We start from the raw sequence: 18,013 nt of genomic DNA on the forward strand, positions 1-18,013 counted from the left end.
CCTTACCCATCCACTCCCCCACTCCCCCTAGTCCCCAAAGGGTGATACAACTATCCCAGTGTTGGCCAGTTAGTTAGATAAAACCTGATGAGTTCTTTGGTGTCGTGGATGGGTAAAGGCAACGGAATTTGGGCACGACAGCCCTGGCGGCGGGTAGTGCAGTTTGTGGGGCTGTTTGGGCTAGTATTTGCGATCGCCCTGGGCTGCGCAGGCAACAACCAGCCCGCTGCCGATGCCCCCGCTGGTGATGGCGATGGCCGCATTACCATTGGCACTACCCTCACCGCCCGCACCCTCGACCCCGCCGACGCCTACGAAACCTTCCCCGGCATCTTGCTCTATAACCTAGGCGATCGCCTCTACACCTACGAGCCTGGCACCACCAACCTGGTGCCCCAGCTCGCTACCGAGCTACCCAACGTCAGCGATGACAGCCTGACCTACACCATTCCCCTGCGGGACGATGTCACCCTCCACGACGGCACTCCCTTCAATGCCGAGGTGATGGCCTTCTCCATCCAGCGGTTTATGGAAAATGGCGGTCGCCCTGCCTACCTACTGTCTGACAAAATTGCCACTGCTGAGGCCACGGGAGACTATGAGCTTACCCTGACCCTCAAAACCCCCTTTGCGGCATTCCCTGCCCTGCTGAGCTTTTCGGGCGTAACCCCGATTTCACCCGAGAGCTACGAGATCGGCACCGGCAGCTTTAAGCCCGATAGCTTTGTCGGCACCGGCCCCTACAAGCTGTCGGGCTTCACCAGTGACTCGATCAAACTCGACGTCAACCCCGACTACTGGGGCGATGCCCCCGCCAACCAGGGCATCGACATTCAGATTTTTACCAGCCCCGCCAACCTCTACAACACCTTTAGAACCGGCGGTCTCGACATCGCCTACCAAACCCTCGACCCCGAGCAGGTCGCGGCCCTAGAGCGGGAAGAAGACTCCGGCGGCTGGCAGGTGATCGAGGCGGGCACCAACGTGATCAATTACATGGCGCTCAACCAAAAGATTGAGCCACTGAACAATGTCAAGGTGCGCCAGGCGATCGCCGCCATGGTCGATCGCCCCCTACTCAACGAGCGCGTCTTCCAGGGCCAGGCCGAACCGCTCTACAGCCTGATTCCCGCCAGCTTTGACATTGCTAAGCCAGTGTTCAAAGACGCTTACGGCGACGGTGACTTTGATAAGGCCAAGACCCTGCTCACCGAAGCCGGATTCTCAGAGGCCAAGCCACTAACTTTAGAAATCTGGTATCCCTCAGCCTCTACCACCCGCAGCATTGTCGCCAACACCCTCAAAGAATCGATCGAGGCAGGCCTGCCGGGGTTAGTGACGGTGAGCGTACAGAACACCGAAGGAGCCACCCTTTGGGAAAACGTGGGCAAAGGCATTTACCCGATCGTTTTGGCCAATTGGTACCCCGACTACTACGACCCCGACACCTTCATTCAACCCTTTATGAGCTGCGAAAAAGGCAGCAACAACCTCTGCGAAGAAGGGCCTTCCCAGGCCAACGGCTCGTTTTACTACAGCCCCGAAGCCAATCAGCTTGTGGCCAAACAGCAGGCCGAGCAAGACCCCGACGCTCGTCAGCAGGCGATCGCCGACCTCCAGCAGATGATGGTCGATGACGTACCTTACGTCCCTCTGTGGCAAAACAAAGACTATGTCTTCGCCCAGGACGGTGTAGAAGGCGTAGCCGTGGAGCCAACGCAGCAGTTCTTGCTGTGGCAGATCAGCCGGGGGTAGGGAGAGACAAGGAAGGGGGGTAAATGAGGGGATAGGGAGATGAATTCAAAGTTCAAAATTGAAAATTCAAAATTTTGAATTTTGAACTTCCCCTTCCTCACCGCCACCTTGCGGGCAGCCGTCCCGCTTATACATCCTCCTCCCGCCTCCACCTCCCCTAACCCTCCTGACTCCTCACCCTCGCTTAAACCCCCTCCCCATGTCTTCTCGCTCCGCCGCCCTGCGCTACTACATCTTCACTCGGCTGCTGCTGGCTCCGCTGATGATTTTGACCATCACGACGGTGGTGTTTTTGCTGCTGCGGGCGACGCCGGGCGACCCGGTCGATGCACTGCTCGGAGCGCGGGCTCCGGCGGCGGCAAAGGATGCGCTTAGGTCGCAGCTTGGCTTAGATCAGCCCTTGTTCATTCAATACTTGAGCTACCTGGGGGATCTGCTGCGGCTGGATTTGGGATCTTCTCTGGCAACCCAGGGTCAGACGGTGTGGCAAATTATTCGGGCACACTTTCCGGCCACGGTTGAGCTGACGGTGTGCGGCATGATTGTCGCCACGGTGGTGGGCATCGGCGTTGGTGCCCTAGCGGCCTCGCGCCCCAATTCGCTGCTGGATGCGGGGGGACGGCTGTTTGGCATCGTTACCTACGCCATTCCGATGTACTGGTTTGGCATGATTTTGCAGCTTATTTTTGCGGTGCAGCTGCGCTGGTTCCCCATTGGCACCCGCTACCCGCTGCGGGCCGCGCCCCCGGCAGGGCCAACCGGGCTGTACCTGCTCGATAGCCTGCTGACCCTCGATTTTGGCGCATTCTTTACCACGCTCTACTACTTGGCCCTGCCTAGCCTCACCCTAGGGATTTTAATCAGCGGCGTGTTTGAGCGCATGGTGCGGGTCAATCTCAAACAGACCCTGGCGGCAGACTACGTGGAGGCGGCGCGGGCGCGGGGCATTCCAGAGCGGCGCATTGTGCTGGTACACGCGCTGAAGAATGCGATGATTCCGGTGATTACGATTTTGGGGCTGACCTTTGCCTCCATGCTGGGGGGCGCGGTGCTCACGGAGGTGACGTTTTCGTGGCCGGGGCTAGCCAACCGCCTTTACGAGGCGATCTCCCAGCGCGACTACCCAGTGGTGCAGGGGCTAATGGTGTTTTTCGCCATGATTGTGGCGGTGATCAGCATTGCGATCGATATTTTGAATGCCTATATTGACCCCCGCATTCGTTACTGAGCGGGCTGGTTCAGCTATTTGCCTAGATACCTGAATGGCATGGCTGCGATCGCAACCCTTCAAAAGAGCAAAGCTCTAAATTAAGGCAGGCCAAAATGCCGGAACTTAAACCACTAAGCATTCTTTTCACTTTTCGCTCTTCTATCTTCGCCTTTTTGCTGCCCCCCTTTTGAGCCTACTACCCCATTCGGCAATACGAGGTGTAGCCTAGGAGTAGCAAGGTGCGGCAGTGAAGTGAGGGCGTATTTTTTAATGCCCTTGGCCATAAAGTTGGTAACCAATTGTTGAGAAAAACAACGCTAGTTAACGTCTTCTAAAGTCAGGTTTAGAGATTGATGCGTCTTCTTTTGCGCTTTGGCAATTGGGCACGCTAACCAGATACGGGGGTTCAGCGCAAAGGTAGACCATGCCAGTGGATGTTTTAAGCCGAAACAACGTCAAGGTTATGGGCCAAGGGCAGCGACCTTTGGTGATGGCCCACGGCTTTGGCTGCGATCAAAAGATGTGGCGGTTTGTGGCCCCTGCCTTTGCCGCCGACTATCGGCTGGTTTTGTTTGACTATGTGGGATTTGGCCAGTCAGACTTGGCCACCTACGATCCGCTGCGGTACAGCCACCTTCAGGGCTATGCCCAGGATGTTTTGGAGATCTGTGCGGCGTTGGAGCTAGAACAGGCGATCTTTGTGGGTCACTCGGTGAGCAGCATGATTGGTCTGCTGGCGGCGATCGCCGCCCCCGAGCGCTTTGAGCGGCTGGTGATGATTGGCCCATCGCCCTGCTATATCAACGAGGATGCCTACGTCGGCGGTTTTGAGCGCCAGGATATTGACCAACTGCTCGACATCATGGAGAAAAACTACATTGGCTGGGCGCACTTTTTAGCCCCAGTGGTAATGCAGAACGCCGATCGACCCCAGCTCACCCAAGAGCTAGAGGAGAGTTTTTGCTCGACCGACCCCGCCATTGCCACGCGGTTTGCCAGAGCTACCTTCTACGGCGATAACCGCGACGATTTGGCCAGAGCACCGGTACCCTCCCTGATTTTGCAGTGCAAAGACGATGCGATCGCCCCCACCGAGGTAGGGCGATACCTGCATCAGCACTTGCCCCACAGCACCCTGGCCCTGATGGAGGCCACGGGCCACTGCCCCCACATGAGCCATCCCGACGAAACCGTTCAGCGGATAAAAACCTATTTGGAGGCGGCCAGTCTGGGTTCGGCCTATGGTTAACCGGAGTTCTACCCCAAGGTCTGCGCCCCAGGGCACCGGCCCCCTGCTCGACCAGGCTCCCTGCGGACTTTTGTCGGTGCGCGACGACGGCGTGATTGAGTACGCCAATGCCACACTACTGACGCTGCTGGGCTGGGAGGCGCTACAGGGTCAAAACATTGTCGCTATTTTGCCCTTGGCCAGCCGCATTTTTTATCAAACCCACGTGTTTCCCATGCTGCGGGTGCAGGGGGCGGTGAGCGAAATTTACTTTTCCCTGCGATCGCGATCGGGGCAAGACATTCCCATTTTGGCCAACGGGGTGCGGCGGCAGCGCCAGGGAGACGCCATCAACGACTGTGTGGTGATTCCCATTCGCCAGCGCATGCAGTACGAAGACGAGATTTTGCGGGCCAAAAAGCAGGCCGAAGCCGCGATTAGCGCCCAAAAGCAGGCCGAGGCCACCCTCAAACATCAGTACGAGCGGGCCGTAGCCCTGGGACAAATTACCCAGCACATTCGAGAATCCCTTGAACTAACGCAAATTTTTGCCGTCGCGGCCCAGGAAGTTCGCCAGTGCTTAGCGGCGGATCGGGTGGGCATCTATCGCTTCGCTCCCGATGGGGCGGCGGGCGGTAGTTTTGTGTCGGAGGCGGTGGCCCCAGGGGTGGATGCGGTCATGGTGACCCAGGTGCCGCACCAGGGGTTTGGCGATCACTACCGGGGCATTCGCCACAACGCTGGCACCCTGGCCATTAGAGATCTTCACGAAATGAGGCTGTTGGACGAGCACAGCCAGCTCTTTAGCCAGTTTCAGGTGCAGGCCAGCCTGGTGGTGCCCCTGCAAAAGGGAACCGATCTTTGGGGGCTAATTGTGATTCACCAATGCTCCGGGCCGCGCTACTGGCAGGGGGTAGAGGTCGAACTGGTAGAAGACATTGCGGCGCAGCTAGCGATCGCCATTCACCAGGCCGATTTGGTTAAACAGCTACAGAGCGAACTGCAAGAGCGCCAGCTCGCCGAGGTGCGCCTGACCCAGGCCAACGCTGAACTGCAACGGGCCACAGGGCTGCTAGAGCAGATGGCCCACATCGATCCGCTGACTCAAATTGCCAATCGTCGCCGCTTTAGCGATCGCCTAGAGCAAGAGTGGGCGCGTCTGAGGCGCGATCGCCTACCCCTCTCCCTGCTGCTGTTTGATGTCGACTATTTCAAGTGCTACAACGATACCTACGGCCATCAGTCGGGCGATGATTGCCTCTACGCCCTTGCCCAGGCCGCTCAAAAAGTATTGGGTCGCCCCACCGATCTGCTGGCGCGCTACGGCGGCGAAGAGTTTGTGATCATTTTGCCCAACACCATTCGGCAAGGGGCGATCGCAGTGGCACGCCACATCCATCAGGCGATCGCGGCCTTAGCCATTGCTCACCAGGCCTCAGCAGTGGGTTCCCAGATTACAATTAGTTTAGGCATCAGTACCCTCATCCCCTCTCAGAAACTAACCTCTACGGTGCTCGTTCAACAGGCAGACCAGGCCCTCTACCAAGCCAAGCGGCAGGGACGCAATCGTTCGGTGGTGTTTGACCGGACGATGTCTCGCCCCTAATCGAAGTCTGCCCTGCCGCCCCTGGAGTTAGCTTTTAGACCCCCCTGCGTTGTCCTAGGAGAGTTAGAGAGCCAGGAGCAGCGGGCTGAACAGTTTGTAGCGGGCAATCCCTCTATGCTGCCCTCAGAAGGCCGCCCAGCCAGCCCAGCGCCCAACTGATATACTGAACGTCCAACCGTTACAAAAAGCAAAGCGCACGCCTGCCCGCCCACGGAGATTATGCAGCCAACCGATCCGGATCAGTTTACCGCCAAAGCCTGGGATGCCATCGTTGAGGCCCAGGACGTGGCTCGCCGCTGCAAACATCAATATATGGAGGTCGAGCACGTGCTGATCGCGCTGCTCGATCAAGAAGAAGACGGGCTGGCCCACAAGATCCTCGACAAGGCCAACCTCGACAGCGACCAAATTCTCGACGATCTAGAGAAATTTGCCCAGCGCCAGGCCCGCGTGCGCCCCGGTGTTGACAGCAACCTCTACCTGGGCCAGAGCCTCGATCGCATGCTCGATCAGGCCGAGGCGGCGCGCCAAACCCTCAAAGACAAATTCATCTCGGTCGAGCACCTGCTGCTGGGTTTTCAGGAGGATGAGCGCATTGGCCGTCGGCTACTGCGGGGCTTTAATGTGGAAGGCCCCGAACTGATGGCGGCAGTACAGGCGGTGCGCGGCAGTCAAAAAGTCACCGACCAAAATCCTGAGTCGCAGTACGACGCCCTAGAGAAATTTGGCATCGACCTCACCCAGCTCGCCCGCGACGGCAAGCTCGACCCCGTAATTGGTCGTGACGACGAGATCCGCCGCGTGATTCAGGTGCTGTCGCGGCGCACGAAAAACAATCCCGTGGTGATTGGCGAACCGGGGGTGGGCAAGACGGCGATCGCCGAAGCTCTGGCCCAGCGCATCATCAACGGCGAGGTGCCCGAATCGCTTAAGGGGCGCACGCTGATTTCCCTCGACATCGGCGGGCTAATTGCCGGAGCCAAGTTTCGCGGCGAGTTTGAAGAACGGCTGCGGCTGGTGCTCAAGGAAGTTACCGACTCCGCCGGGCAGGTGGTGCTGTTTATTGATGAGCTGCACACGGTGGTCGGAGCCGGAGCGGGCCAGGGCACCATGGATGCCAGCAACCTGCTCAAGCCGATGCTGGCGCGGGGCGAACTGCGCTGCATAGGGGCCACCACCCTCGACGAATACCGCAAGCACATCGAAAAAGACGCCGCCCTAGAGCGTCGCTTTCAGCAGGTGTACATCGGTCAGCCCAGCGCCGAAGACACTATCTCCATTTTGCGGGGGCTGAAAAAGCGCTACGAGTCGTACCACGGCGTCGATATTGCTGACAGCGCCCTGGTGGCGGCGGCAGTGCTCTCTGACCGCTACATTGCCGATCGCTTTCTGCCCGACAAAGCCATCGACCTGGTTGACGAAGCCGCCGCCAAGCTCAAGATGGAGATTACCTCCAAACCCGAGGAGCTGGAGGGCATCGAGCGCCGCCTCATGCAGATCGAGATGGAAAAGCTCTCCCTGGAGGCCGAAAACGGCTCCATGACCAAGGCCTCGCGCCAGCGTCTCAGCCGCATCGAGCAAGAGATTACCGAACTCCAGGCCAAGCAGCAGTCCTTTAGCGGCCAGTGGCAGAGCGAAAAGCAGGCCCTCGACGCCATTCATGCCCTCAAAGACGAAGAAGACCAAATTCGCCTACAGATTGAGCAGGCCGAACGGGCCTATGACCTCAACAAGGCCGCCAAACTCAAGTACGACAGTCTGGAGAAGATTCAGCGCGATCGCGAAACCCTAGAGGCCCAGCTGGTCGAAGTGCAGGCCCAGGGCAATACCCTGTTGCGCGAACAGGTCACCGAGGCCGACATCGCCGAAATCGTCGCCAAATGGACGGGCATCCCCGTCAATCGACTGATGGAGTCAGAGCGGCAAAAGCTGCTCCAGCTCGAAGGCCATCTGCACGAGCGGGTGATTGGTCAAGACGAAGCGGTGGAGGCCGTGGCCGCCGCCATTCGCCGCGCCCGCGCCGGCATGAACGACCAGGGCCGTCCCTTGGGTTCCTTCCTGTTTATGGGGCCGACCGGGGTGGGTAAGACCGAGCTGGCCCGCGCCCTGGCAGAGTTTCTCTTCGACACCGAAGACGCGCTGATTCGCATCGACATGTCAGAGTACATGGAGAAAAACGCCGTGTCGCGGCTGGTGGGGGCACCCCCTGGCTACGTCGGCTACGAGGACGGCGGTCAGCTCTCCGAGGCGGTGCGTCGCCACCCCTACTCAGTGGTGCTGCTCGATGAGGTCGAGAAAGCCCACCCCGACGTGTTCAACATTCTCTTACAGGTGCTCGACGACGGTCGCATCACCGACTCCCAGGGCCACCGGGTCGACTTTCGCAACACCGTGGTGATCATGACCAGCAACCTGGGCAGCGACCACATTTTAGAGCTGGCGGGCGACGACGATCGCTACGACGAAATGCGCGTTCAGGTGCTCAAGGCGCTGCAAAAACAGTTTCGCCCCGAGTTCCTCAACCGGGTGGATGATCTGATTCTGTTCCACTCGCTGCGCAAGAGCGAGCTGCGCAAGATTGTGGCCCTGCAAATTCGCCGGGTGCAGCGCCGATTAGCTGACCAGACCATTGGCCTGGAGATTGCCGATCCGGCGATCGACTTCATCGCCGAGAGCGGCTATGACCCAGTGTACGGTGCCCGTCCCCTCAAGCGGGCCATCCAGCGGCTGCTAGAGAACCCGATCGCCACCAAGATTCTAGAGACCACCTTTGCCCAGGGCGCGACCATCACCGTGAGTTTGCAGAACGGCAAGCTGGAGTTTGACCACCGCGAACCCGCCGCCCCCGAGGTGCTAGCGGCGACAGAGGATGAAGCCGCCAAAGTAGAGTCGGTGGTGGGTTAGCCCCATCTGCACCCTAGGCGGGGTTATGGTGCAGGTCGTACTCGGCTTTTTTGGCCTGGAATGGGAGAAAGCGGTCAGGCCGCGCCGCGAGCCGGTTGCAGCGATCGCAGCGGTAGTAGGCGCGATGGCGCAGTTCTGGGCGATCGCGGCAGATTGCCTGCCCTCACCCACCGGGGCACAGGGGACACCGTTTACCGACCGTGGGCCTTCCCAAAGCTCAGCTGATAGTCAACCCCGGTTGATAGAAACGGTAGGTATTGCGGCCCTGGTTTTTGGCCTGGTAGAGAGCCTGGTCGGCATAGCGCAGCAGGGTGGTGGGGTCGGGGCCATCCTGCGGAAAAAGGGCGATGCCGACGCTAGTGCCAATGTGTAGCTGATGGTCATCGATCGCGAAGGTGGGTCGCAGGCTCTCTAAAATGCGATCGCAGGTGCGCCCCACCGAATCTGCATCAGTTAGCCGAGAGAGCACCAAAACAAACTCATCACCGCCCCAGCGCACTAGCAGGTCTTCGCTGCGCAGGCAGTGGGCTAGGCGCTGAGCCACCTGGTGCAGCATTTGGTCGCCGACCTCGTGGCCCAGGCTGTCGTTGATATCTTTGAATTTGTCGAGGTCTAAAAAGGCCACTGCTACCTGAGTTTGTTGGCGCTCGGCCTGGGCCAGCACCTTGGGCAGATAGGTGTCGAGAAAGGCACGGTTGGGCAGCCCGGTGAGCCGGTCGTAGAAGGCTTGGTGGTGAATTTTGGCCTCGGCCTGCTTTTTTTCGGTGATGTCGCGCACCAGCCAGCGCAGGCGGGCTTCACCGCCCTCACGGCTAGCGGAAACTGTAATGGCAACATCGATGGCCGTGCCCTCTCGGAGCACAATCTGGGTTTCCCAAGTTTTGATGGGCAGTGGGGTTGTGCCAGTGATCTGGGCCAGCATGGCGTAGAGGGCGCGGCGGTGCTTGATCGGTAGCAACAGCACCATGGGTTTGCCCACCAGCGACGCCTGGGGCAGACGCAGCAGGGCGGCGATCGCCACATTGCCCGCCTGAATGATGCCCTTGGCGTCGCTCACCAAGTAGCCATCGGGGGCAAGGTTAAACAGGTCTTGGTAGCGCTGGCGCTCGGTCTCTAGCTGCTGGCGGTAGTCAGCCAGAGCCTGATTTTGCTGAATTAGCTCTTCGTGGGCGGTGCGCAGCTCTTCGAGCACTAGGCTAAGGTCATCTAGGGCCAGGGCCAGCAGCTCGGGTTTAATGGGCGACGTGCTGGCGTGCTGGTGCAGTAGCAAGGCGCGCTGCTGTACAGCATCAATGCGCTTAAGCATAATATTCACTGCGGCCTGCCCTGACGGTAGTCGCTGAGATCTTGAAGCAGTTGGGCGTTGGCCTGCATGAGGTCTGCGGTGCGGGCCACGACTAGATCTTGAAGATCGGCCTGGGCCGCCTGGAGCTGCTGCTCTATGCGGCGCTGCTGAGAAATATCTCGCAGCGACCAAAGAATGGTAGTGGCCCCTGGGCCGCTGTCTTTGAGGAAGTTAGTGGCGATCGCCACCGTAATCGGCTCCCCCTGCCGCGATTTGAGGGTGACTTCCCAGGGCTTGGCAGGGTTGGGCTGAGCCAGCCGCCGCTGAAACTCTGACCAGTCACCCTGCTCGATCAGCACCATCAGCGGTTTGCCCACCAGCCCGGCCTGGGGCTGGGCAAACAATATCTCTGCTGCCCGGTTAGCGTGATAAATTTTGCCCGTTGCATCGGTAACTAAATAGCCATCGGGGGCCAGCTCAAACAGGGTGCGATAGCGCTGGCGCTCAAGGTCAACCTGAACCCGGGTGTCGTTGAGTATCTGGTTTTGCTCATGCAGCTCCGTATCTACGGCCTGTAGCTCTTCAAGCACGAGGTATAGGTCTTTAAGGGCCAGCTCTAGCAGAGTGGGGTCAATCGGGTTGGTAGTGGCCTGCTCGCGCAGCCTGAGGGCGCGTTGGTAGACTGCTTCGATTTGATGAGAGATACTCATGGGTCAGTCTTCCTAGGGATGGTGGATCATCCCGAACAAAATGTAGCTAGCGACACCTTCCTCAAAGGTTTAATTTCAGTCTACAAGGCGCTTGCTTTTGCTCGTTATCGTACCAAAATATTTTGCTGAATATAACCTCCGATAGAGTGAGCTTGCCTTCCCTATCAGTCATAAAATCAGGCGTTTATGATGGTTTTTTGGCGATCGCCAGCCCAGCTCAGGCTCTAGATTTCTCCTAGGCAAAGCTCTATTTTTGAGCCTAGATTAGGTCAGATTTGCTTTGAAGAAATCCTGTTTTTGGGATGTGGCCTGCTCTGGTGGACCTATATTCTAAATTGCATATCGCCACATTAATTTTGCTGTCATTCGACCTCCATTGGCGATTGCCTATACGTTCCACATTTTCAATCAAACCATTCTCATCTATTCTCCACTGGCGGCACGATCAGACATAGTTTCAATCGCCAATAAAACTAAATCGTCGCCGTTGGGCTGGGTCATTTTGCGGGCGTTGAGCCACATCGTTTGGAGGCCAATGGTTTCGAAGTTGTGCACCACTTCAAAGTCGTCGATCTGCATGTTTTGGGGCAGCAGGTCGTGGAGCAGCGATCGCAGCTGAGGGATATCCCACTGGCCGTTACCCAGATCAAAAATCAATTGCCCCTCGGTGTCGCTGGGACTGACTTGAAAGGTCTGATAAAACTGCCGATTTGCCGTCACCACCCGCAGGTCGTGGGTGAGCACCACTAGGGCCTCGCGCACGGTCTGCACAATGGCGTCGGCGTAGTCGCGGGCCTGGCTGAGCTGGTTGGCGCTGCGCTTGAGGCTGTCAATATCCACCAGCACCACCACCGCCCCATCGATGCGGTTGTCGAGGGTGCGGTAGGGGCGAATGCGCAGGTCGTACCAGCGGCCCTCCTGATCCTGCACTTCCTGGCTGCTCTGCTCTAGGGTATTGATCACTGCTAGGATGCGGGCTTCGAGGTCGGCGATGACCAGGCGGTGGTTGATGTCGCCCAGGGGACGGCCCACATCGCCGGGAATCAGATTGAACAGGGCGGCTGCGGTGGGGGTAAAGCGGCGAATTCTGAGGTCGTCCTCCAACATTAGAATAGGAATGTGGATGCTGCTGAGCAGGTTTTGAAAGTCGTCGCTGATGCGGGTGGTTTCGGCATTGCGGCGGTAGAGCTCGTCATTGATGGTGCTGAGTTCTTCGTTGGTGGCCTGAATTTCTTCTTTGGCGGTTTGCAGCTCTTCGTTGGTGCTCTGGAGTTCTTCGTTACTGGAGAGAACTTCTTCGTTAGCGGCCCGCAGATCTTGGTTGGTGGCCTCCTGCTCTTGAATGATCGATTGCAGGTGCGATCGCGTGGTGTCGAGATCCTGCTGGAGGGCGAGATTTTCTTGCCAGTACTGATTCTCCAAATCGGAGACAGGGAGGGCGGCCTCGGCGGCGGTGCCGTCTGGCACCACATCGGTGAAAAACACCAGGGAGTAAGCTTTGCCAGCAGGCTGTGGCATGAGGGGCACAACCTCAATCTGCACCGGGCGGCGATCGCCCCCTTCGATCAGCAGCGATCGCCGCTGCACCGCCTGGCTAGTTTGCTGGGCCTGGTAGAAGGCCGTGCGCAGGTCGATCCGCAGCCCCTCCTTCGCCATGGTGAGCAAATTGAGGCTGGCGCGACCGGGGGCAGGCTCTAGATAAGCCCCCGTCTGCCCGCGAAACTGCAAGATCTCCAGCCGGTCATTCACCAATACCCCCGCTGGGCCGTAGCGGTTGAGCACGGTTTGGTCGGCCAGGGCGTAGAGGTCAATGGTTTGGCTACGCTCTGGGGGTGGGTCGGGCATAGGGGACTGGGGGCTGGGGATGTAGGGGGTGGGGTCAAAGTCAAAGTTCAAAGGCAGCGACACCGACTGTTTGGCGTAGAGTTTGTAGTGGCTGTCGACCAACGAAAACAGGTGGCTAAACTCCCCCGTTGTCTCCGACGACCCCAGCAGCAAAAAACCGCTGGGCTTGAGGCCGTAGTGAAACATGGGCAGCACCTTGCTCTGCAAAGACGTCCTAAAGTAAATCAGCACATTGCGGCAGCTGATTAAATCTAGGCGTGAAAAGGGCGGATCGGTGATCAGATTGTGGCAGGCAAAGATGCACAGCTCTCGCACCACCTTGTTGATCTGGTAGCCGCCGTCGGTGGGCACAAAAAACCGCTGCAACCGTTCTGGCGACACGTCGCTCACCTGCACGGGCGAGTACCAGCCCATGCGAGCCACTTCAATCGCCAGCTTGCTAACATCAGTGGCAAAAATTTGAATTGGCGGGCTGACGCTGTGGCGGCTGAGATACTCCAGCAGGCAAATGGCAATGGAATAGGCCTCTTCGCCAGTCGAGCAGCCCGCCACCCAAATGCGCAGGGGCAGGTCGGGGTTGCCTTGATCGGCTTGGGCCAGCCGTTGTCTATTTCTCAACAGCGCCGGAAACACCGTCTGCTCCAGGGCTGTAAACACGTCTCCATCGCGAAAGAAGCTGGTTACGCCAATCAAAATTTCCTGGTGCAGGGCCTGCACCTCCTCGGGGTTGGCCTGAAGGTACTGACTGTAGCTCTCCAGGCTCTCTAGGTGGTGCAGAGCCATGCGGCGAGAGATGCGCCGCTTGACGGTGTTGGGTTTGTACTGGGCAAAGTCAATTTTGGTGGCCCGCTTCAGCAGGGTGAGAATGGTGTCTAGCCCGGTGTCGCTTGCAACTTTCTCCTGGGGCACGGCCACAGGGTCTGCTGGGTTGGGGCTGGTGATGTAGGGGTGGGCGCTGAGGCTAGCTAGGGTCTGGGCAATTTCTTCTGGCGTTTGAATAAAGTCGATCTGCCCGGTGGCGATCGCCATGTGGGGCATGCTGCTAAATTGTGCCGATGTCTCCAACTGCGCAAAGGTGATGCCCCCCGCCGCCTTAATCGCCTCTAGACCCAGAGTGCCGTCGGCATCTGCCCCCGAGAGCACCACGCCAATGGCTTTGGTACCCCGCTCCTCGGCCAGGGCGTTAAAAAAATTGTCAATAACGTGGCTGCCGGTGCGCGATCGCGGTCGGGGTTGCAGCCGCAGCTCGCCCCCCACAATGGTCATCGCCGTATTGTGGGGAATGACGTAGACGTGGTTGGGGGCGATCGCCACCCCATCTAACACCTCCAGCACCGGCATCTCGGTGGTGCGGCCCATGATCTCGCTCAGCAGGCTGGGCTGGTTGGGGTCTAAATGCTGCAACAGCACAAAGGCCATGCCCGTAGTGGTGGGCAAATGGCTGATCAGCTGAGTAAACGCCTCTAGCCCCCCTGCCGATGCCCCAATCGCCACCACCGGAAACATTTCCTCGGGCTGGGCAGGGATTGCAGGAGCGTCATCGGCGGAAGCGGGTGGCGGGAGCGTCATATCCGGGGTGAATCACGGCCTAAACCATCTGCGCTGAGCCAGTCTAGATTCAAACAGTATGACGGCTCAGCCCCCGATATCTCCCACGACTTTATCTACTTGGCCATTGCCTTCAGTCGCAGCCGTCGGTCTGCCCGCCCAGCGGCAGGCCACCTTTAACCAGCTCGAACTCAAAAGCCCCTGGCCTGGCAACACCCAACCACAACCGCATTGGGTGCGGCTCTATCGCAAGCTCACCTACCAAATGGTTAAGGGGTCTGTAACTATAAAAATGCTGACCGTTTAGCGTTTGGCGATCTTGCCCAATTCAATCATGAGGAGTGCGCCACCACTGGCAAAAGCGCCGCCGAGCATGCCCTGGGCCACCTGCATCTTAGGAGATTCGCTGAGGCAGTGCCCAGGCATTGTCTGTGCTTGAGTACAGGCCTGGTTTTTAGCGCGCGCTGCACCGCCCCCCAAGAGGATGCCGACCGAGAGCGCCAGGGTCGTGCCCCACAACATGACATTTTTTTCGCGTTGAATAAACATTTCGGTAGTTGACAAACGGTTGCTTTAGCATGCCCAACTGCATCAATATTCATAACGCACGCACGGCTATAACCTCCTCAAATGTCTCAAAACGCCCGAGCACTAAAGTTTCTGCGCCTGCGGATGATGATGCTGGGGTGAAGCACCTAGCCGACAGCAGCGATTTTTTCAGGGCGTTGCTGAATTGAGGTATGAATCTGCAAAAGCAACAGTTGCTGCATCGGCCCCCCACCCCCCCAAGTTTGGGGGACTTTGAAGTCGTCTGGTTCTCCCCAGAATTGGGGGGCTAGGGGGGCAAATCATACTGCTGATCAGCAACGCCTCTTGCAGAACAGCTTGGGCATTGCTGATTTCAGGAGGGTGTTGATTGACTAGCCAGCACTGGGGTTGAGGTCGATCATCTGGCCGGTGGTGTAGGTGCCAATGGGGCTCCACAGCACGTAGGGCAGGAGGAGTAGGGCAGCAAGCTCAGAGATTGGCAAAACTATGAGCGTCAGCAGAATGCCTAGAACCACTCCCAGTCCGCCTAATGCAGTGCCAACTTTTAGGCTTCTCAACCACAGCGTGGCAGGGATATAGGCAACGGTAATGACTTCTACCAATAGATACAAACCCATCAGCAGCCAGGTTTTAGCACTACCCGGATCGCCTTGCCAAACATAGGTGGCCGAGAACGCTCCGCAAGCAAAAATTACTGTCCAAATCAGCGGGATGGCGGGTTCAAAGAAGAGCCAATTGGGGCGATCGAGGCGCTTTCCCCAAGAGATGTCTCGGGGCCGAATAAAACTACTACCCAGGGCAATCACGAAGGTTATTCCCCCAATTATCATCCAGTTATCGTGCATTTTAGGGTCAGGTTTCAACCTGAATGAAACTTATTAAGGCTAAACAGAGCCTCGTGTGTTGAAAAATTGTTCTAAGTTTTTTAGCCGTCGCCGTCAGTCTTTGGTAGTAATTTGCGAGGTCTCGGAGGGTAAAGGAATTTAGCAAATTGCATTCAAACTAAATACTTTATGGTCTTGCCGCTTGCGGTAGGGCCGGAGCCAGAACCTGGTCGATCTCCTGCAATACTTCAGAGCTGAGATCAACCCCAGAAGCAGCAGCATTGTCGGCCACCTGCTCGGGACGGCTGGCTCCGATAATGGCCGATGTCACCCTCCCGTCGCGCAGAATCCAGGCGAGGGCTAGCTGGGCCATGGAGAGGTTGAGCCGCTGGGCGATGGGCTGGAGGTTTTGCACAGCACTGAGCACGCGATCGCGCCTCAGCTCGCTCATAAACCCATTCATTTTGTCGTTGGCGGCGCGGGAGTCGGCAGGCGGCGTAGCCCCCGGCTTGTATTTGCCGGTGAGCACCCCCTGGGCCAGGGGCGACCAGACAATCTGCCCGATACCGTGGTCGGCACAGAGGGGAAAAACCTCAGCCTCGGGCTGTCGCCACAGCATCGAGTATTGGGGCTGGCTAGAGACAAATTTTTCTACGTCGGGCAGATCCAGCGCCGCCTGAATCTGGGCCGGATTCCATTCGCTAAAGCCGATGTAGCGGGCTTTGCCCTGCTGCACCACCTCAGTGAGGGCGGCCATGGTTTCTTCAAGGGGCGTGTTGGGGTCGTAGCGATGACACTGGTAGAGATCGACGTAGTCGGTGCCCAGGCGCTGCAAAGAAGCGTCGATCTGTTTATAAATTTGGGCTGCCGATAGCCCCTGATCGCTGGGCGACATGGGAAAAAAGACCTTGGTGGCCAGCACGTAGGAGCTGCGATCGCGCCCCCGCAATACCTCTCCTAAAAACGACTCCGCAGCGCCACGCCCGTAGACGTTGGCCGTGTCAATAAAGTTGATGCCAACCTCAAAGGCCTTGTGTACGCAGGCCTCCGCCTGCTGCCGCTCGACTCCGCCGCCGTAGGTTAACCATGATCCCAGAGCCAGCTCCGAGACGGTGAGGTCGCTATCCCCCAACTGCCGATATTTCATCCTAAATCTCCTTCATTGATCGCGTTGAGACAAAATCTAGAACCTTGGCTTGAGCTGACTGGGCTAGTTGTCGGCTTTACCCGTCAACATTTTTGAGCCGACGAAGCTGGGCAATCAGTAGAACCTCCGCAAAATTTAGTCTGGGGACAGGTCAAATTCAGCCTACCCGTCCCTCAGTGTTGTCTCGAAGGGCGTTGTGTCGTCAGTTAGACTCGGCTCCCAAATACGAGTTTGAGTAGCCAATCCGACAGGCTAGGCACGGTGAGGTGGGTGAAGTCTCCCTTCACCTGCTCATAGCCCGGCATAGGCTCAAACAGACCGTCTGGAGCCTGAGGCGCTTTGAGATCGTCGGTGCGCTGACCGCGAAAGCCCACGTAGTTGAGAGCAACGTCCATCAGCCCCGGCGACAACCGCTGGCCCCAATCGAGCAGGCGACCGACATCCCCCACGATATAGTCACGGATTGGGTTCTCAGCAGCGTAGAGAATGGCGTCGGTGACCAGGCCCGGATCGTAGTAGGGCGGAATACCTGTGGGCTTAACGCCGACTTTAGTACGCATGTGGTTGTAGAAGGGAGTATTAATCACCGCTGGCTTGATGCTGGTGACATTGATGGCGGCCCCTTCGTGCTCTAGCTCTACCCGCAGCGATTCGAGAAAGCCCTCTAGTCCGTGTTTGGCCGTGGAATAAGGACTCTGCAACGGCAGTGCCCGTCGCCCCTCCATCGACGAAATAGCGATCAGCGAGCCTCGGCCCGCCTGTTTAAGGTGGGGCAGGGCCACTTTGGCCCCGTAAACCTGGCCCATCAGGGTAACGTCGATCACCCTTCGAAACTCTTCGATGGTCATCGTTTCGAAGGGGGCGAGGATGCCAGCGGCAGCACAGTGTACCCAGGTGTCGATGCGGCCAAAGCTGGCGATCGCAGCATCGGCGATCGCGCTGACCTGCTCAAATTGGGCGACATCGGCGGTGACGGCGATCGCCTCTCCGCCCTGCTGCCGAATTTCATCTACCAGCGACGCCAGTCCGCTCTCGTTGCGTGCCGCAACAACAACTTTAGCGCCCCGCTGAGTCAACTTTAAAGCAGCGTCGCGACCAATACCGCTAGAGGCCCCCACGACAACGACAACCTGCTGGTTAAGTGGTTTAAGCTCCATGAAAACTCTCTACATATCCTTAAGTCAGGGCTTCGGATCAAATCTTGAAGTCAACCACTCCCAATCCTCAAAAAGGCAATGTTATAAAATACAAATGGGGTTTGCCCCAATAGGTTTGGGGGCAGTCAAACTAAGCTTGCGATCGAAATGATATAAACTTCGGCATTGCTGAATCGAGGAATGAACCGGCAAAACCTTTAGACTCTGCACAGCACTCCCAAATCCCCAAGGCTGGGAACTTTGAG

At 58.0% G+C, this 18,013-nt stretch carries 13 protein-coding genes; 6 read left to right on the forward strand and 7 right to left on the reverse strand.

The annotated features are described in order from the left end of the window. Positions 1-87: 87 nt before the first annotated feature. The 5 genes from H6G07_RS17425 to clpB all read left to right on the forward strand — a co-directional run bounded on the left by H6G07_RS17425 (position 88) and on the right by clpB (position 8,703). The gene (locus H6G07_RS17425) at positions 88-1,755 is read left to right on the forward strand and encodes an ABC transporter substrate-binding protein (RefSeq protein WP_084173256.1); all 1,668 of its coding nucleotides are present in this window, start codon (positions 88-90) and stop codon (positions 1,753-1,755) included. A gap of 199 nt (positions 1,756-1,954) precedes the next feature. Beyond that, the gene (locus tag H6G07_RS17430) at positions 1,955-2,983 is read left to right on the forward strand and encodes an ABC transporter permease (RefSeq protein ID WP_073609241.1); all 1,029 of its coding nucleotides are present in this window, start codon (positions 1,955-1,957) and stop codon (positions 2,981-2,983) included. Positions 2,984-3,389: 406 nt separating this feature from the next. Then, entirely contained in the window at positions 3,390-4,214 is an 825-nt protein-coding gene (locus H6G07_RS17435; RefSeq protein ID WP_073609242.1) for an alpha/beta fold hydrolase, read from the forward strand. Then, positions 4,207-5,799: a diguanylate cyclase domain-containing protein gene (locus H6G07_RS17440; RefSeq protein WP_073609243.1), complete on the forward strand. Its 1,593-nt coding sequence runs from the start codon at positions 4,207-4,209 to the stop codon at positions 5,797-5,799. The genes H6G07_RS17435 and H6G07_RS17440 overlap by 8 nt, the downstream gene beginning before the upstream one ends. A gap of 219 nt (positions 5,800-6,018) precedes the next feature. After that, positions 6,019-8,703 carry an ATP-dependent chaperone ClpB gene (clpB, locus tag H6G07_RS17445; protein ID WP_073609244.1) on the forward strand — a complete coding sequence of 895 codons (2,685 nt, stop codon included), beginning with the start codon at positions 6,019-6,021 and terminating at the stop codon, positions 8,701-8,703. Positions 8,704-8,920: 217 nt separating this feature from the next. On the opposite strand, the gene H6G07_RS17450 is transcribed toward clpB, so the two are convergent. From H6G07_RS17450 to H6G07_RS17460, 3 genes are all read right to left on the reverse strand, one after another. Beyond that, positions 8,921-10,009: a sensor domain-containing diguanylate cyclase gene (locus tag H6G07_RS17450; RefSeq protein ID WP_073609245.1), complete on the reverse strand. Its 1,089-nt coding sequence runs from the start codon at positions 10,007-10,009 to the stop codon at positions 8,921-8,923. A 5-nt stretch (positions 10,010-10,014) separates the two neighbouring features. Further along, positions 10,015-10,698 (reverse strand): PAS domain-containing protein, encoded by a 684-nt coding sequence (locus H6G07_RS17455; RefSeq protein WP_073609246.1) that lies wholly within the window; start codon positions 10,696-10,698, stop codon positions 10,015-10,017. A gap of 423 nt (positions 10,699-11,121) precedes the next feature. Continuing rightward, a complete protein-coding gene (locus tag H6G07_RS17460) occupies positions 11,122-14,112 on the reverse strand; it encodes a chemotaxis protein CheB (protein ID WP_073609247.1) in 2,991 nt (996 codons plus the stop codon). 106 nt (positions 14,113-14,218) lie between these two features. Between H6G07_RS17460 and H6G07_RS17465 the strand changes: the two genes are divergently transcribed. Continuing rightward, positions 14,219-14,398, forward strand: coding sequence for a hypothetical protein (locus H6G07_RS17465; RefSeq protein ID WP_073609248.1), 180 nt, complete (start codon positions 14,219-14,221; stop codon positions 14,396-14,398). Here the strand turns inward: H6G07_RS17465 and H6G07_RS17470 are convergent. The 4 genes from H6G07_RS17470 to H6G07_RS17485 all read right to left on the reverse strand — a co-directional run bounded on the left by H6G07_RS17470 (position 14,395) and on the right by H6G07_RS17485 (position 17,768). Continuing rightward, positions 14,395-14,655: a hypothetical protein gene (locus tag H6G07_RS17470; protein WP_190740744.1), complete on the reverse strand. Its 261-nt coding sequence runs from the start codon at positions 14,653-14,655 to the stop codon at positions 14,395-14,397. The two genes, H6G07_RS17465 and H6G07_RS17470, sit on opposite strands and share 4 nt — an antisense overlap. Before the next feature lie 356 nt (positions 14,656-15,011). Beyond that, a complete protein-coding gene (locus H6G07_RS17475; protein WP_073609250.1) occupies positions 15,012-15,485 on the reverse strand; it encodes a TspO/MBR family protein in 474 nt (157 codons plus the stop codon). A gap of 166 nt (positions 15,486-15,651) precedes the next feature. Further along, a complete protein-coding gene (locus H6G07_RS17480; RefSeq protein WP_073609251.1) occupies positions 15,652-16,611 on the reverse strand; it encodes an aldo/keto reductase family protein in 960 nt (319 codons plus the stop codon). Positions 16,612-16,817: 206 nt separating this feature from the next. Continuing rightward, on the reverse strand, positions 16,818-17,768 hold the full coding sequence (locus tag H6G07_RS17485; RefSeq protein WP_073609252.1) for an SDR family oxidoreductase: 951 nt from the start codon (positions 17,766-17,768) through the stop codon (positions 16,818-16,820). Between the last annotated feature and the right edge of the window lie 245 nt (positions 17,769-18,013).

The organism is Phormidium tenue FACHB-1052, from assembly GCF_014696675.1.
Taxonomy (GTDB): domain Bacteria; phylum Cyanobacteriota; class Cyanobacteriia; order Phormidesmidales; family Phormidesmidaceae; genus Nodosilinea; species Nodosilinea tenuis_A.

What these genes read in the sequence shown, in the direction of transcription:
- H6G07_RS17425 (WP_084173256.1), top strand. Translation starts at nt 88, where the DNA reads ATGAGTTCTTTGGTGTCGTGGATGGGTAAAGGCAACGGAATTTGGGCA.
- H6G07_RS17430 (WP_073609241.1), top strand. Translation starts at nt 1,955, where the DNA reads ATGTCTTCTCGCTCCGCCGCCCTGCGCTACTACATCTTCACTCGGCTG.
- H6G07_RS17435 (WP_073609242.1), top strand. Translation starts at nt 3,390, where the DNA reads ATGCCAGTGGATGTTTTAAGCCGAAACAACGTCAAGGTTATGGGCCAA.
- H6G07_RS17440 (WP_073609243.1), top strand. Translation starts at nt 4,207, where the DNA reads ATGGTTAACCGGAGTTCTACCCCAAGGTCTGCGCCCCAGGGCACCGGC.
- clpB (WP_073609244.1), top strand. Translation starts at nt 6,019, where the DNA reads ATGCAGCCAACCGATCCGGATCAGTTTACCGCCAAAGCCTGGGATGCC.
- H6G07_RS17450 (WP_073609245.1), bottom strand. Translation starts at nt 10,009, where the DNA reads ATGCTTAAGCGCATTGATGCTGTACAGCAGCGCGCCTTGCTACTGCAC.
- H6G07_RS17455 (WP_073609246.1), bottom strand. Translation starts at nt 10,698, where the DNA reads ATGAGTATCTCTCATCAAATCGAAGCAGTCTACCAACGCGCCCTCAGG.
- H6G07_RS17460 (WP_073609247.1), bottom strand. Translation starts at nt 14,112, where the DNA reads ATGACGCTCCCGCCACCCGCTTCCGCCGATGACGCTCCTGCAATCCCT.
- H6G07_RS17475 (WP_073609250.1), bottom strand. Translation starts at nt 15,485, where the DNA reads ATGCACGATAACTGGATGATAATTGGGGGAATAACCTTCGTGATTGCC.
- H6G07_RS17480 (WP_073609251.1), bottom strand. Translation starts at nt 16,611, where the DNA reads ATGAAATATCGGCAGTTGGGGGATAGCGACCTCACCGTCTCGGAGCTG.
- H6G07_RS17485 (WP_073609252.1), bottom strand. Translation starts at nt 17,768, where the DNA reads ATGGAGCTTAAACCACTTAACCAGCAGGTTGTCGTTGTCGTGGGGGCC.